The organism is Stenotrophomonas chelatiphaga (genome assembly GCF_001431535.1).
Taxonomy (GTDB): domain Bacteria; phylum Pseudomonadota; class Gammaproteobacteria; order Xanthomonadales; family Xanthomonadaceae; genus Stenotrophomonas; species Stenotrophomonas chelatiphaga.
Genome location: NZ_LDJK01000103.1, coordinates 1 through 15,703, shown reverse-complemented (window position 1 = coordinate 15,703; position 15,703 = coordinate 1). Strand labels below are relative to the sequence as shown.

General features: G+C 66.4%; 12 protein-coding genes. 7 read left to right on the top strand and 5 right to left on the bottom strand.

The window, feature by feature from the left end:
- The first annotated feature begins 170 nt into the window (after positions 1 to 170).
- Together ABB28_RS16910 and ABB28_RS16905 are read left to right on the top strand one after the other, a co-directional pair.
- Positions 171 to 545 carry a type II toxin-antitoxin system Phd/YefM family antitoxin gene (locus ABB28_RS16910; RefSeq protein WP_057687534.1) on the top strand — a complete coding sequence of 125 codons (375 nt, stop codon included), beginning with the start codon at positions 171 to 173 and terminating at the stop codon, positions 543 to 545.
- Complete coding sequence (locus ABB28_RS16905) at positions 545 to 1,183, top strand: ATPase (protein ID WP_057687533.1); 639 nt, start codon at positions 545 to 547, stop codon at positions 1,181 to 1,183. The genes ABB28_RS16910 and ABB28_RS16905 overlap by 1 nt, the downstream gene beginning before the upstream one ends.
- 107 nt (positions 1,184 to 1,290) lie before the next feature.
- On the opposite strand, the gene ABB28_RS16900 is transcribed toward ABB28_RS16905, so the two are convergent.
- Positions 1,291 to 2,844, bottom strand: coding sequence for a BCCT family transporter (locus ABB28_RS16900; RefSeq protein WP_057687532.1), 1,554 nt, complete (start codon positions 2,842 to 2,844; stop codon positions 1,291 to 1,293).
- Between the two features lie 172 nt (positions 2,845 to 3,016).
- Here ABB28_RS16900 and betI point away from each other — a divergent pair, with 172 nt between their 5' ends.
- The 5 genes from betI to ABB28_RS16875 all read left to right on the top strand — a co-directional run bounded on the left by betI (position 3,017) and on the right by ABB28_RS16875 (position 10,070).
- A complete protein-coding gene (gene betI, locus ABB28_RS16895) occupies positions 3,017 to 3,607 on the top strand; it encodes a transcriptional regulator BetI (protein ID WP_057687531.1) in 591 nt (196 codons plus the stop codon).
- Positions 3,608 to 3,655: 48 nt separating this feature from the next.
- Positions 3,656 to 5,128, top strand: coding sequence for a betaine-aldehyde dehydrogenase (gene betB, locus ABB28_RS16890; RefSeq protein ID WP_057687530.1), 1,473 nt, complete (start codon positions 3,656 to 3,658; stop codon positions 5,126 to 5,128).
- 123 nt (positions 5,129 to 5,251) lie between these two features.
- Positions 5,252 to 6,931 carry a choline dehydrogenase gene (betA, locus tag ABB28_RS16885; RefSeq protein ID WP_057687529.1) on the top strand — a complete coding sequence of 560 codons (1,680 nt, stop codon included), beginning with the start codon at positions 5,252 to 5,254 and terminating at the stop codon, positions 6,929 to 6,931.
- Positions 6,932 to 7,160: 229 nt separating this feature from the next.
- Positions 7,161 to 8,837, top strand: coding sequence for a long-chain fatty acid--CoA ligase (locus ABB28_RS16880; RefSeq protein WP_057687528.1), 1,677 nt, complete (start codon positions 7,161 to 7,163; stop codon positions 8,835 to 8,837).
- Positions 8,838 to 9,200: 363 nt separating this feature from the next.
- Positions 9,201 to 10,070 carry a crotonase/enoyl-CoA hydratase family protein gene (locus tag ABB28_RS16875; RefSeq protein ID WP_057687527.1) on the top strand — a complete coding sequence of 290 codons (870 nt, stop codon included), beginning with the start codon at positions 9,201 to 9,203 and terminating at the stop codon, positions 10,068 to 10,070.
- Between the two features lie 96 nt (positions 10,071 to 10,166).
- Here the strand turns inward: ABB28_RS16875 and ABB28_RS16870 are convergent, their stop codons facing one another.
- From ABB28_RS16870 to ABB28_RS16855, 4 genes are all read right to left on the bottom strand, one after another.
- On the bottom strand, positions 10,167 to 12,341 hold the full coding sequence (locus ABB28_RS16870) for an ATP-binding protein (protein ID WP_057687526.1): 2,175 nt from the start codon (positions 12,339 to 12,341) through the stop codon (positions 10,167 to 10,169).
- Positions 12,342 to 12,343: 2 nt separating this feature from the next.
- Positions 12,344 to 13,483, bottom strand: coding sequence for a cyclic di-GMP phosphodiesterase response regulator RpfG (rpfG, locus tag ABB28_RS16865; protein WP_057687525.1), 1,140 nt, complete (start codon positions 13,481 to 13,483; stop codon positions 12,344 to 12,346).
- A 195-nt stretch (positions 13,484 to 13,678) separates the two neighbouring features.
- On the bottom strand, positions 13,679 to 15,196 hold the full coding sequence (gene lysS, locus ABB28_RS16860; protein WP_057687524.1) for a lysine--tRNA ligase: 1,518 nt from the start codon (positions 15,194 to 15,196) through the stop codon (positions 13,679 to 13,681).
- A gap of 126 nt (positions 15,197 to 15,322) precedes the next feature.
- A partial coding sequence (locus tag ABB28_RS16855; RefSeq protein WP_275452894.1) for a peptide chain release factor-like protein occupies positions 15,323 to 15,703 on the bottom strand: 381 nt, incomplete at its 5' end.

Below are 15,703 nucleotides of genomic sequence, written 5' to 3'. Positions count from 1 at the left end.
CGAGCCTACATGGACGTACTTGCGGCGTGTCCTGACCAGTGCCACCGCCCGCCCTCCCACAGCCCAACAAGGCGCCAGCCGGAAAAATGATTAATTCCTATTTTAGACAATTCATATAAATTGGACGAAACAGGAGTAATCTCGGTTCCAGGCACCCTGTGGAGTCCCCCATGCTGCACGCCCCGATCACCTTCGAACCGATCACCGAGCTCACCCGCACCACCGCGTCCTCGGTGAAGGAACACTGGCGCAAGGTCATGCAGGAAGTCCGTGAACAGCGCATGGTCGTGGTCACCAACCACAACGAACCGCAGGCGGTGATCATCTCCGCCGACCAGTACCGCGCCCTGCAGGCCAAGGTCGAAGCGCTGGAACAATCGCTGGATGAACTGCGCAACCAGACCCCCGCCCTGGCCGAGCTGCGCAGAGGCTTCGATGAACGCCTGGCCGTGCTGCAGCAGGCCGAGGCCGGCCAACGCGCCCGCGATCTGCTGCGTCGCCCTGCCCGCCTTGGCGGCAAGGTCAAGGCCGGTTCCGGCTACTGATGACGCGTCCGTTCCTGTACGTGCTCGCCGGGGTCAACGGCGCCGGCAAGAGCTCCATCGGCGGCCACCTGCTGCGTGAGGCGGGACTGGACTGGTTCAATCCGGACACCTACGCCCGTGCACTGGTGCGCCAGCTGGGCGTTGGCCAGGCCGAGGCCAACGGGCAGGCCTGGCAGGAAGGCGTCAGTCGCCTGCAGGCCGCCCTGGCAGACGGCAGCAACCACGCCTTCGAAACCACCCTGGGCGGCAACTCGATCACCGCGATGCTGCACGAGGCCACGCGCAGCCATGACGTGCTGATGTGGTTCTGCGGCCTGTCCAGCCCGGAGCAGCACATCGCACGGGTGAAGGCGCGGGTGCAGGCCGGTGGCCACCCGATCAACGAAGCGGACATCCGTCGCCGCTGGCCGTTGGCGCAGCACAACCTGATCGGCCTGATGCCGGTGCTGGCCGCCCTGCAGGTCTATGACAACAGCGCCGAGGCCGCGCCCGGCGAAGCGGTGCCCGACCCGCGCCTTGTGCTGCAGATGGAAGACGGCCGACTGCAATGGCCGTCGGCCGAGGACCTGCAGCAACTACGCCAGACCCCGGACTGGGCCGCGCCGCTGGTGGAAGCCGCGTTGCGATCGGCCTCCTGAAAAAGGGGTCAGAGTCAGGGGTCAGAGTCGGGACTCTGAGCCCCGACTCCAGGCGCCGCCGAGCGTGGCTCGGCGCTACCACAGCAGGACCCCGCCGGTTGCTGGTTTCAGTGCCGGTGCGGTGCGTCCGGGTCGGTGCGCAGGGCGCGCAGCAGGCCCACCATGTAGAACGCCAGGGTGAACGAGAACGGCAGGCCGCACAGCACCACCGCGGTCTGCATCGCGCCGAAGTTGCCGGCCAGCAGCAGGCCGATGCTGACCACGGTGATCACCACCGCCCAGAACACCCGCAGCCAGATCGGCGCGTCATGGCCATCTTCGACGCCACCGTCCACGCGCCGCGTGCACAGGTTGGCGATCATCAGCGTGCCCGAGTCCACCGGCGTGAGGAACAGCACGAAGCCGATCAGCACCGCCGCACCGGCCACGTACGGGGCCCACGGCAGATATTCCAGCAGCTTGAACAGGGTCATCGCCGCGTCGGCCTTGGCGACCTCGCCCAGCACCGCCTGGCCATGGTTGAGCACCAGGTCGATGGCGGTGTTGCCGAAGATCGACAGCCACGCCAGGGTGAAGCCCAGCGGGATCAGCAGCACGCCCAGGATCACCTCGCGGATGGTGCGCCCGCGCGAGATGCGCGCCACGAACAGCCCCACGAACGGCGCCCAGGCGATCCACCAGGCCCAGTAGAACAGCGTCCAGCTGCCCAGCCAGTCGCGGCCGTCCGGCTGGTTGAGGTAGATGTCGAAACTCTTGCGCACGAACGAGGCCAGGTAATCGCCGGTGTTCTGCACCAGCCCATCGAGCAGGTGCAGGGTCGGCCCGGTCACCAGCACGAACAACAGCAGCAGGCACAGCAGGCGCACGTTGAGGTTGGACAACCAGGCGATGCCCTTTTCCACCCCGGCCACCACGCCGATGGTGGCCACCACCATCATCACCAGCACGATCACCACCAGCGTCTGCGGCGTGTCCGGCATCTTGAACAGGTAGGTCAGGCCGGACTGCACCACCAGCGCGCCGATGCCCAGGTTGGTCACCATCGACACCAGCGTCGCGAGGATGCCGAACCCGTCAACCATGTCGCCGATCCGGCCATGGATGCGTTCACCAAAGATCGGATACAAGGCCGAACGCAGCGCCAGAGGCAGGCTCCTGCGGTACGCGAAGTAGCCTAAAGCGACACCCACCAGCGCGTACAGCGCCCAGCCGTGCAGGCCCCAGTGCAGGAAGGTCAGCACCATCGCCTCGCGACTGGCCGCGACCGTGCCGCCCTGCTGTCCCGGCGGGGTCAGGAAATGGTCCAGCGGCTCATAGGCGCCGTAATACAACAGCGCGATGCCGATGCCGGCCGAGAACAGCATCGACACCCAGGGCACGTAGGCGAAGGCCGGGGACTCTTCGTTGTGGCCCAGCCGGATGCTGCCGTAGCGGGAGAACGCCAGCCACAGTACGAAGCCCAGGCAGGCCACGATCAGCAGCATGTACCACCAGCCGAACGCTGCGGACACCTGCGCCTGCGCGACCTGCAACCAGTGCTCGCTGGCCTGCGGGTTGAGCACGGTGAGCAGGCCCAGCACGCCGATGGACAGGGCCGAGCTGAAGAAGACGAAACCGTTCAGTCGCAGCGGCGACGGCGCGGAGGAAGCCTTGGAAGACATTGCGTTGTCTCATCGATCCTGGGGGCGCAGGGTCCGGCCGGATCGAAGGGACCGGGACCAGGGCGTGGGGGACGCGAGCGCATCCTACGCCTTTATTGATTGAACGTTCAATCAATAAAAAGTATAGTGGTCAGCATCACGGGACCTCCCGGTCGCAGTGCATGGAGAGACAATGCCCAAGAAAGGCATCGAACCGGTCCGCCGCGAGCAGCTGATCCGGGCCACCTTCCAGACCATCGATGAGATCGGCCTGGCCGATGCGACGGTGGCCACCATCGCGCGCAAGGCCGGACTGTCCACGGGCATCGTGGCGCACTACTTCGGCGACAAGGACGGCCTGCTCAACGCCGCCATGCGCCAGATCCTGCGTGAACTGAAAACCGCGGTGGCCCGCTTCCGCGACACCTGCGCCGACGATCCGCGCGCGCAGCTGCGTGCCATCGTCGATGGCAACTTCGACGACAGTCAGACCAACGGAACCGCGATGCGCGTGTGGCTGACCTTCTGGGCGGCGAGCATGCACCAGCCGGAACTGGCCCGCCTGCAGCGCGCCAACGACCAGCGCCTGTACTCGAACCTGTGCCACCAGTTCAAACGCGTCCTGCCGGCCGAACAGGCCACCCTGGCCGCGCGCGGGCTGGCCGCCATGGTCGATGGCCTGTGGCTGCGCGGCAGCCTGGTCGGCGGTGACTTCAACGCCGACAACGCGCGCCGCATCGCCTACGCGTACATCGACTTCCAGTTACAGGCAAACGCGCTATAAGCGCTTGAACACTTGCCTCCCTTCCCCCTTCCCCTTCCAGGAGTTCCCATGTCCACCCTGCCCCTGCAGCAGCTCTACATCCACGGCAAGCTGGTCGACGCCACCAGCGGCAAGACCTTCCAGAGCATCAACCCGGCCACCGGCAAGGTGATCGCCGAGGTGCAGATCGCCAACCAGGCCGACGTCGAACGCGCCGTGGCCAGCGCCGCGGAAGGCCAGAAGGTGTGGGCGGCGATGACCGCGATGGAGCGCTCGCGCATCCTGCGCCGCGCCGTGGACCTCCTGCGCGAACGCAACGATGCGCTGGCGCAGCTGGAAACCCTGGACACCGGCAAGGCGCTCAGCGAGACCACCACGGTGGACATCGTCACCGGTGCGGACGTGCTGGAGTACTACGCCGGGCTGGCCACTGCCATCGAAGGCAACCAGGTGCCGCTGCGCGAGTCCAGCTTCTTCTACACCCGCCGTGAACCGCTGGGCGTGGTCGCCGGTATCGGCGCGTGGAACTACCCGGTGCAGATCGCGCTGTGGAAGTCCGCCCCGGCGCTGGCGGCCGGCAACGCGATGGTGTTCAAGCCGTCCGAAGTGACCCCGCTGACCGTGATCGAACTGGCGAAGATCTACACCGAAGCCGGCGTGCCCGACGGTGTGTTCAACGTGGTGCAGGGCCCGGGCCGTGAGGTAGGCCAGTGGCTGACCGAACATCCGGTGATCGAGAAGATCTCCTTCACCGGCGGCGTGGAGACCGGCAAGAAGGTGATGGCATCGGCCGCCTCGTCCTCGCTGAAGGAAGTCACCATGGAACTGGGCGGCAAGTCGCCGTTGGTGATCTGTGACGACGCCCAGCTCGAACGCGCCGCCGACATCGCGGTGATGGCCAACTTCTTCAGCTCCGGCCAGGTGTGCACCAACGGCACCCGCGTGTTCGTGCCGCGCCCGATGCTGGCCGCCTTCGAAGCGGCCGTCGTGGAGCGCGTAAAGCGCATCCGCATCGGCGATCCGCAGGATGCGCAGACCAACTTCGGCCCGATGACCAGCTTCGCCCACATGGACAACGTGCTGCGCCTGATCGAGACCGGCAAGCGCGAAGGCGCCCGCCTGCTGACCGGCGGCGGGCGTGCCACCGACGGTGCGCTGGCCAAGGGCGCCTACGTGCTGCCGACCGTGTTCTCCGACTGCCGCGATGACATGACCATCGTACGCGAAGAGATCTTCGGGCCGGTGATGAGCATCCTCGCCTACGACGACGAGGAAGAAGTCATCGCCCGCGCCAACGACACCCACTTCGGCCTCGCCGCCGGCGTGGTCAGCAATGACATCGCCCGTGCGCACCGCATCATCCACCGCCTGGAAGCCGGCATCTGCTGGATCAACACCTGGGGTGAATCGCCGGCGGAAATGCCGGTGGGCGGTTACAAGCAGTCCGGCGTGGGTCGCGAGAACGGTATTTCCACCCTCGCCCACTACACCCGCATCAAGTCGGTGCAGGTCGAACTGGGCGACTACGCCAGCATTTTCTGATCCGAGCGCACCGGCCTTGCGGCCGTCGTTCCGGCCGGGCGTGTTCCTCCCCCCACGCCCGGCCACCCTACACACCGCCAGCTGGCGCGACCGCGCGCCGCCCGGCCTGCAGGAGCAAAGACCATGAGCACCCTCAACGAATACGACTACATCATCATCGGCGCCGGTTCGGCCGGCAACGTGCTGGCGACCCGACTCACCGAAGATGCCGACGTCAGCGTGCTGCTGCTGGAGGCCGGCGGACCGGATTACCGCCTGGACTTCCGCACCCAGATGCCGGCCGCGCTGGCCTTCCCGCTGCAGGGCAAACGCTACAACTGGGCGTACAAGACCGATCCCGAGCCGCATATGAACAACCGGCGGATGGACTGCGGGCGCGGCAAGGGCCTGGGCGGGTCCTCGCTGATCAACGGCATGTGCTACATCCGCGGCAACGCGATGGACTATGACAACTGGGCCAGCATGCCGGGCCTGGAAGACTGGACCTACGCCGACTGCCTGCCCTACTTCCGCAAGGCCGAAACCCGCGACATCGGGGGCAACGACTACCACGGCAGCGACGGCCCGCTGCAGGTCACCACGCCCAAGAACGGCAACAACGAACTGTTCGCGGCGATGATCGAAGCCGGCGTGCAGGCCGGCTACCCGCGCACCGACGACCTCAACGGCTACCAGCAGGAAGGCTTCGGCCCGATGGACCGCACCGTGACCCCGCGCGGGCGCCGCTCCAGCACCGCGCGGGGTTACCTGGACCAGGCCCGCGAGCGGCCGAACCTGACCATCGTCACCCATGCGCTGACCGACCGCATCCTGTTCGCCGGCAAACGTGCGGTGGGCGTGGCGTGGCTGCGCAACGATGAACCGCAGAAGGCGCGTGCGCGTCGCGAAGTGCTGCTGTGCGGCGGCGCGATCGCCTCCCCGCAGGTGCTGCAGCGTTCCGGCGTGGGCCCGGCCGACCTGCTGCGCGGGCTCGGCATCGAGGTGGTGCACGACCTGCCCGGCGTCGGCGCCAACCTGCAGGACCACCTGGAAATGTACCTGCAGTACGAATGCAGGAAGCCGGTCTCGCTGGCACCGGCGCTGAAGCTGTACAACCAGCCGGCGATCGGCGCGGAGTGGCTGTTCAACGGCACCGGCATCGGCGCCAGCAACCAGTTCGAAGGCGGCGGTTTCATCCGCAGCAACGAAGAATTCGACTGGCCGAACCTGCAGTACCACTTCCTGCCGGTGGCGATCAATTACAACGGCTCCAACCCGATCAAGGAACACAGCTTCCAGATGCACGTGGGGTCGATGCGCTCGCCCAGCCGTGGCCGCATCCATGTGCGTTCGACCGATCCGCGCGTGCACCCGAGCATCCTGTTCAACTACATGTCGCACGAACAGGACTGGCGCGAGTTCCGCGATGGCATCCGCATCACCCGCGAGATCTTCGGCCAGCCGGCGCTGTCGCCGTACACCGGCCGCGAGATTTCCCCGGGCAGCCAGCTGCGTACGGATGCGGAGATTGACGCGTTTGTCCGCGAACATGCCGAAACCGCCTACCATCCTTCGTGCTCGAACAAGATGGGCAGTGCCGCCGATCCGATGGCGGTGGTCGACGGCCACGGCCGCGTGCACGGGATGGAAGGCCTGCGCATCATCGATGCGTCGATCATGCCGCAGGTGGTGACCGGCAACCTCAACGCACCGACCATCATGATGGCCGAGAAGCTGGCCGACGTGCTGCGCGGGCGCGCTCCGCTGCCGCGCAGCACCGCCCCGTACTTCCAGGCCAACGGCGCCCCGGCCCGCAGGAAATAAGGTAGTGACGGCCGCTGGCCGTCATTCCCGGCCGTCATTCCCCCTCGGCCGCGACCGTTGATATCACACGCATGACGGCCAGCGGCCGTCACTACCGCGCAGGACACAGGCCCGCCATCGGCGGGCCTCTTCGCGTTTTCCATCCGGGACGGTATGCTGCCAAGGCTGGATCTGACCGATACTGGCTACAGAACCAACTCAAACATCACAGTTTCCTGGAGGGGGAAATATGAGCCTGGAACGTCCCTGGTTGCAGAGTTACCCGCAAGGCGTGCCCGCCGAGATCGACATCAACGAGTTCCACTCGGTCTCCTCCGTCTTCGACGCCTCGGTGGCCAAGTACCGGGATCGCCCCGCCTACTCCAGCTTCGGCAAGGTGCTCACCTATGGCGAGACCGATGCGCTGGTCGAACAGTTCGCAGCATATCTGCTGGGCGAGCTGCAGCTGAAGAAGGGTGACCGCGTCGCCCTGATGATGCCCAACTGCCTGCAGTACCCGATCGCCACCTTCGGCGTGCTGCGCGCCGGCCTGACCGTGGTCAACGTCAACCCGCTGTACACCGCGCGCGAGCTGAAGCACCAGCTGGTCGATGCCGGGGTCACCGCGCTGGTGGTGGTCGACAATTTCGGCGACACCGTGCAGGCGGTCATCGCCGATACGCAGGTCAAGCACGTCATCACCACCGGGCTGGGCGACCTGCTCGGCGCCAAGGGCGTGGTGGTGAACTTCGTGCTGAAGTACATCAAGAAAATGGTCCCCAACTACACCCTGAAGGGCGCGGTGCGCTTCACCCAGGCGTTGAAGCTGGGCCGCCGCCATGACCTGCCGAAGGTGGAGATCGACCACGACGACATCGCCTTCCTGCAGTACACCGGCGGCACCACCGGGGTGGCCAAGGGCGCGATGCTGACCAACCGCAACCTGGTCGCCAACATGCAGCAGGCCTCGGCCTGGATCGGCGCGTCGGGCATCGAACCGGGCAAGGAGTGGATCATCACCGCGCTGCCGCTGTACCACATCTTCGCATTGACCGCGAACGGCTTGGTCTTCATGAAGTTCGGCGGCTGCAACCACCTGATCACCAATCCGCGCGACATGAAGGGCTTCGTCAAGGAGCTCAAGGGCGTGCGCTTCACCGCCATCACCGGCGTCAACACGCTGTTCAACGGCCTGCTCAACACGCCCGGTTTCGATGAAGTGGATTTCTCCACGTTGAAGGTCACCCTGGGCGGCGGCATGGCGGTACAGCGCTCGGTCGCCGAGCGTTGGAAGAAGACCACCGGCGTCACCCTGGTAGAGGCGTACGGCCTGACTGAAACCTCGCCGGCGGCCTGCATCAACCCGCTGACCCTGGCCGAGTACAACGGCTCGATCGGCCTGCCGATTCCGTCCACCGATGCCTGCATCAAGGACGACAGCGGCAAGGTCCTGGGCCTGGATGAAGTCGGCGAGCTGTGCATCAAGGGCCCGCAGGTCATGAAGGGCTACTGGCAGCGCCCGGAAGATACCGCCGCGGCGATCGATGCCGATGGCTGGCTGCACACCGGCGACATGGCGAAGATGGATGCGCAGGGATTCTGCTACATCGTCGACCGCAAGAAGGACATGATCCTGGTGTCGGGCTTCAACGTGTACCCGAACGAAGTGGAAGACGTGATCGCGATGATGCCCGGCGTGCTGGAAGTGGCGGCAGTCGGCGTGCCGGATGAGAAGTCCGGCGAAATCGTGAAGGTGGTGATCGTCAAGAAAGACCCGAACCTCACCGCCGAGCAGGTGAAGGAACACGCGCGGGCCAACCTGACCGGATATAAGCACCCCAAGATCGTCGAGTTCCGCAAGGAACTGCCGAAGACCAACGTGGGCAAGATCCTGCGTCGCGAGCTGCGCGACGCGCCGCCGGCCTGAGGCAGGTCCGCGGCCGACGCCGGTAGCGCCGAAGGCAGCGGCAGGAGCCGCTGCCAACGTCGCGTGCGACGGCCCGGAGGGTGCCGGTCAGGATGACCGGCATAGCCATGCTGGGCGAGCGCTGTGGCAAAGGCGACAGCGTGACGACCAACGGTCGTCACCCACCACCACCAACGGTCGTCACCCACCACCACCAACGGTGGTCACACATCACGATGAGCGGAAAGTGAAAAGCCCGGGGCGCAAACGTCCCGGGCTTTTGCAATTGGGGCGACTGGCCCGGTGTAGCATCCCCGCGAGTGGACCCGTTCGGCCCGCCGACCACCGATTTTCCAGCGGGCCCGCCATGCCGAGGAACCTGCCATGAGCACCATTGAAAAGCTGCCCGTCAACCGCCCCTACACCACCATCCGCACCGAGGACAGCGCCGATGGCGCCGCCCATTGGCTGTTCATGCACGCCGATGCCTCCACCGGCATCCGCCCCTGCTGCCGCAAGGACATGCTCGACGAGATGTGGAGCTACATGAGCGCCGTCACGCGGGGGCCTGCCAGCCGCCACGATGGTCGCCTGCGCCACTTCGTGCTGGCCTCCGACGCCACCGCCTACAACCTGGGCGGCGACCTGGACCTGTTCACCCGGTTGATCCGCGAAGGCAACCGCGACCGCCTGCTGGCCTACGCACAGCGCTGCGTGGAAGGCGTGCACCACCTGCATACCGGGTTTGGCGGGGACGTGCGGTCGATCGCGCTGATCCAGGGCGATGCGCTGGGCGGCGGCCTGGAAATGGCCCTGGCCTGCCACACCATCGTCGCCGAAGAAGGGGCGGGCATGGGCCTTCCCGAAGTGCTGTTCGGGCTGTTCCCCGGCATGGGCGCCTACTCGTTCCTGTGCCGCCGCGTGGCGCCGCAGCTGGCCGAAAAGATCATCCTGGATGGACGCATCTACAGCGCCGAAGAAATGCATGCGATGGGCGTGGTCGACGTGCTGGTCCGGAAGGGCGAAGGCCGCCAGGCGGTGGAGGACCTGATCCGCCAGCACCAGCGCATCCCGCAGTCCTACCTGGCGATGAACGCCGCGCGCAACCTGGCCCAGGCGGTCAGCTATGACGAACTGCTGGAAATCACCAAGGTCTGGGTGGATTCGGCATTGGCGCTGGGGGATCGCTCGCTGCGCACGATGGACCGCCTGATCAAGGCACAGACCCGTCGTGCCGGCCTTGACGCGGCCTGAGCAGCACCCTCCCCCACGGATCGACCCGAGCGTGCCGGCTGACCGCCGGCACCATCCTGCACGGGCAGCGCCCTGCCCGGCCCCTCCGCGCCCACTTCAGCGCGGGTCCGCCTCGTCCACGCCGGGCTGGTTGCGGTGGATGGCGCGTGCATCCAGCGCCAGCCGGCCTTCCTTCAAGGCGCCCGCCAGTACCGACAGGCGCTGGCGCCATTCTGCCTTGAGCTGCCAATCGGCCATCCGCATCAGCTCGCCGGCGCGGTTGGCGGCACGCACCAGCCCCAGGTTGCTGGCCACGCCCTTGATCGCGTGGGCCTGATCGCGGAACTGCACCCAGTTCATCGCCTCGCCGTCGGCGTGGATCTTGCGCATGCAGCTTTCGGCATCGCCCAGGCACTGGCGGATGAATTCTTTCTCGAAGCCCTCGCCCATGCCCAGTGATGCCAGTTCATCCAGCACGCCCGAATCCAGCACGCCGTCGGTACCGCCGGTCAGCGTGCGCACGATCGGCGCGGAGGGTTTGAGATCGCGGTTGGAGGCGATTTCAGCCAGCGTATCGAGCAGCCGCACCGCGACCACCGGCTTGGCCAGGAAGGTATGCGCACCGGCCTGCTGGCAGCGCTGAATGGCGTCCGGGGTGACATCGGCGCTGAGCACCAGCACCGGCGTGCGCGGCGCGCCACCGGCCTGCATCACCCGCAGCTCCTTCAGCATGTCCAGCCCGCTCATGCCGGGCATGTGCAGGTCGACGATGGCGGCATCGAAATCGCTTTCGGCCATGGCGTCCAGCACCGCTTCGCCACCGTTGACGCACAGCACGCGGTGCCCGGCCTTCTGCAGCAGGCGCTGCAGCACCATGCGGTTGGCCTCGTGGTCATCGGCCACCAGGATGCTCATGCTGCGCACCCGCGCGCGATGCCGCAGGAACGGATCGGCGAAGGCGATGACATTGCCGTTGCTGCTGTCCAGCGGGTTGCCGACCAGCGCCGGGGTCATGCCCACGCGCTCCGGCAACGGCGGGGCGAACGGCACTTCGAACCAGAACCGGCTGCCCTGCGGCAGGTTCTCCTGGTAGCCGATCTCACCGCCCATCGCTTCCACCAGGCCCTTGGCGATGGTGGTGCCCAGGCCGGTGCCTTCGTGTCGCCGCGCCATGCTGACATCGGCCTGTTCAAACGCTTCGAACAGCCGCGGACGCATCGGGACGGCCACGCCGATACCGGTATCGATGATTTCAAAGCGCAGGCGGACGCCACCATCGGCGGCGGCGCTGACCACGTCGATGCGGATCTCCACCTTGCCGTGGTCGGTGAACTTCACCGCATTGCCGGCCAGGTTGAGCAGCACCTGGCGCAGGTGGCCGGTATCGCCGCGCAGCCGGGGCGGCACGGTTTCATCCACCCGCACGCGGTAGTCCAGCCGCTTGGCCTTGGCCTGCGGCAGCAGGATCAGGCCGATGGCCTGCACCACGTCACCCAGCGCGAAGTCCTCGGCGACCACGCGCAGCTTGCCGGCCTCGATCGCCGAAATGTCCAGCACTTCCTCCACCAGCGCCAGCAGGCTGCGCGAGGAGGCCTGGATGGTGTTCAGGCACTCGCGCTGCTCTTCATCCAGCTCGGTGGTGGCCAGTACTTCGGTCATGCCCGCCAACCCGTTCAAGGGGGTGCGGAATTCGTGGCTCATGTTGGCCAGGAAACGGCTCTTGGCCTCGCTGGCGCGGCGCGCTTCGGCCATCGCTTCGGTGAGCTGGCGCAGCAGCGTGGAAAAGTACAGCGGCACCGCGGCCAGGCCCAGCCACAACCCGAATGCCAGCCGCGCGTTGTCGACCCAGTAGTCGGTATACAGCGCGGTGCAGCCAAAGCTGATCATCGCCATTGCAACGGCCAGGTACAGGTAGTTGTTGCCGAAGCGCATGCCGTTGCCCACCGTGACCCACATCACCACGATGTAGACCCACGACAGTGGCTCGCCCATCTGGATCATGCCGGCGGCAATCAGGCCATAGTCGGCCAGCATGCCCAGGATGCGCCGCGGATCGGAGCGCTGCGGACGCCACAGCAGCCAGCCGAAGGCCAGCAGGGACAGCCCCAACCCACCCAGCACGATCGCCAGCACGCCCACGTACTGGTCATGTGGCAGGTCGTTGCGCACCCCCGGCATCAGCACATAGGCCAGGATCAGGCTGATCAGCACGATGCGTACGATCTGCTGCCCGTGCTCGGAATCCTGGCGCTGGGCCAGGCGCTGGCGCAGCCGGGGCAGCAGCGCGCGCATGGTCACAATCCGGGTCGCGCCGAGGCGGTGGAGTGCTCGGCGCAGATCTGCTCCAACTGCTCGCGGCCGCGCAGCAGGGCATCGACCACGCGCGGATCGAACAGCCGGCCACGCTGTGCGTACAGGTAGGCCAGGGTCGCATCGAAGGTCCACGCTTCCTTGTACGGACGCGGCGAAATCAGCGCATCGAAGACGTCGGCCACCGCCACGATGCGGGCCTCCAGCGGGATCGCATCGCCGACCAGCCCATCCGGGTAACCGCTGCCGTCATAGCGCTCGTGGTGGCGCAACGCGATCAGTGCACCGATCTGGATGAAGCGGTTCTGGCTGCCGCTCAACAGCTCGTGGCCGATACGCGGGTGGCGACGCATGATCACCAGTTCTTCGTCGGTCAGCTTGCCCGGCTTCAGCAGTACGGCATCGGGAATGGCGATCTTGCCCATGTCATGCAGCGGCGCCGCCATCTCGATCAGCTTGACCTCCTCTTCGGGAAGCCCCAGCTGCTCGGCGATCAGCCCGGCCACGCGTGACATGCGTTCCAGGTACGCGCTGGTGCCGGCATCACGGTATTCGATGGCACGTGCGAGCCGTGACAGGGTTTCGCGTTCGCGCTCTTCCACTTCATGCATGCTGGCAAGCAGCCGCTGCTCCAGCGACAACGCCCGCTGTTTCACGTTCTCCGACTGCTGGCGCAGCTGCAGCAGGTTGTAGCAGCGCGCGCGCAGTTCACGCGGGCGGATCGGCTTGACCAGGAAATCGATCACCCCCGCTTCCAGTGCCGCCTGCCGGATCGGCTCGTCGCCGACCACGGTGATCAGGATGACCGGGATGTCGCGGTGCTTGGGCAGGCGGCGGAAACGCCGGGCGAACTCCAGCCCGTCCATCTCCGGCATGCGGAAATCCAGCAGCAGCAGGTCCACCGGCTGCGATTCGCACCAGTTGAGCGCGGCCAGCGGGTCGCCGAAGTCGTGCACGCTCAGTTCCGGCGCGATGTCTTCGATGACATGGCGCAGCATCGTCCGTGCGGACGTCTGGTCGTCGACGATCACAATATTCAACGCTGCTTCTGCCTGCTTGTTCGACCACCCCGGGATCAGGGTTGGCGAGGATAACCTGCCATTCTGTACGCCCGCACCCTGCATCTGTCCGATACCTGCCATGCGCTCCCCGGATCTTGATCGCCGTCACATTGTGATGGCGTAAAGGACGAGACCCATCGCCTCCCCCCGGCAATCGGGTCATTCCGGCCACTCATCGGCCTCGCCGATACCATACTCCAGCACCCGCCCCGGGGGTAGCGGCGGGCCGCCGGCAGTGGCAGCCCGCGCCGCTCCGGATCAGGCTTCCGGACGCATGTAGGGGAACAGCAGCACGTCACGGATCGAGCTGCTGCCGGTCAGCAGCATCACCAGGCGGTCGATGCCGATCCCCAGCCCGCCGGTCGGCGCCATGCCGTACTCCAGCGCGCGGATGTAGTCGGCATCGAAATGCATCGCCTCGTCATCGCCCCCGTCCTTGGCTTCCACCTGGGCCTGGAAGCGGGCCGCCTGGTCTTCCGGATCATTCAGCTCGGAGAAGCCGTTGGCCAGTTCCTTGCCGTTGATGAACAGCTCGAAGCGGTCGGTGTAACCGGGGGCATCGTCGTTGGCACGTGCCAGAGGCGACACTTCGACCGGGTGATCGGTGATGAAGGTCGGCTGGATCAGGGTGTGCTCGACGGTGGCTTCGAATATCTCCAGCAGCAGCTTGCCCCAGCCGTAGGATGGCTTGATGCGGATCTTCAGGCGCTCGCAATGGGCAGCCAGCGCATCGCGGTCGGTGCAGTCGGCCAGGCTGATCTCCGGGTTGTGGTGGCGCACGGCTTCGTCCATGCGCCAGCGCCGGAAGGCCGGGGCCAGGTCGATGTGGGCGCCGTCCCACTCCACTTCGGTAGTGCCGAGCACCTGGCGGGCGACATCGCGGATCACCCCTTCGGTCAGGTCCATCACTTCGGTGTACGTGGCATAGGCCTCGTACAGCTCCATCATGGTGAATTCGGGATTGTGGCGGGTGCTGACGCCTTCGTTGCGGAAGTTGCGGTTGATCTCGTAGACGCGCTCCAGGCCGCCCACGACCAGGCGCTTCAGGTACAGCTCCGGCGCCACGCGCAGGTACAAATCCAGGTCCAGCGCGTTGTGGTGGGTGGTGAACGGCTTGGCCGTGGCGCCGCCGGGGATGTAATGCATCATCGGCGTTTCGACTTCCAGGAAGTCGCGGTTGTCCAGCCAGGCACGCATGGCGCGGATGATCCTGGAGCGCTTGATGAACACCTCGCGCGATTCCGGCGTCACGATCAGGTCGACGTAGCGCTGGCGGTAGCGCTGCTCCACGTCGGCCAGGCCATGCCACTTGTCCGGCAGCGGACGCAGCGACTTGGTCAGCAGGCGGATGCTCTCGGCCTTCACCGACAGTTCGCCGGTGCGGGTACGGGTCAGCCCGCCTTCCACGGCGATGATGTCACCCACGTCCCAGCCCTTGAAGGCGGTGTAGGCATCGCCCAGCACGTTGCCCTGCAGGAATACCTGGATGCGGCCGGATTCGTCCTGGATCTGCGCGAAGCTGGCCTTGCCCATGACCCGCTTGGCCATCAGCCGGCCGGCCATCTTCACCCGGCGCTCGTTGGCCTCCAGGGCTTCGGCCGTCCAGCGTTCGGCGTCGGCGAAGTCTGCCTGCAGGCTGCCGGCGAAGTCTTCGCGGCGGAAATCGTTCGGGTAGGCGATGCCCTGGGCCCGCAGCGCGGTCAGTTTGGCGCGACGCTCGGCGATCAGGCTGTTTTCATCGACGGGGGGCTGCGGCGCGGCGGTCTGCTCGTTCATGGGCTTGGTCGGTCGTTGTCTGTGGGGGTGGGTCTTCAGGGAATCGCGCCCGCCGAGGATACGACGGACCGTGGGTGGCTGCGGCTGCAGCCACCAGGCGGGTCACCGTGCAGGCGACCCGCAGGCTCAGGCGTCGCTGCGTTTGGCGCCCGCTTCCAGGCCGGATTTCAGGCTGGCCTCGATGAACTCATCCAGGTCGCCGTCCAGCACTTTCTGCGTATCGGTACGCTCGATGCCGGTGCGCAGGTCCTTGATACGGCTCTGGTCGAGCACGTAGTTGCGGATCTGGCTGCCCCAGCCGATATCGGACTTGGTGGCTTCCAGCGCGTCACGTTCGGTGTTGCGCTTCTGCACTTCCAGCTCGTACAGCTTGGCGGCCAGCATCTTCATCGCGGTGTCGCGGTTCTGGTGCTGGCTGCGGCCGGTCTGGCAGGCAACCACGGTGTTGGTCGGGATGTGGGTGATGCGCACCGCCGACTCGGTCTTGTTGACGTGCTGGCCACCGGC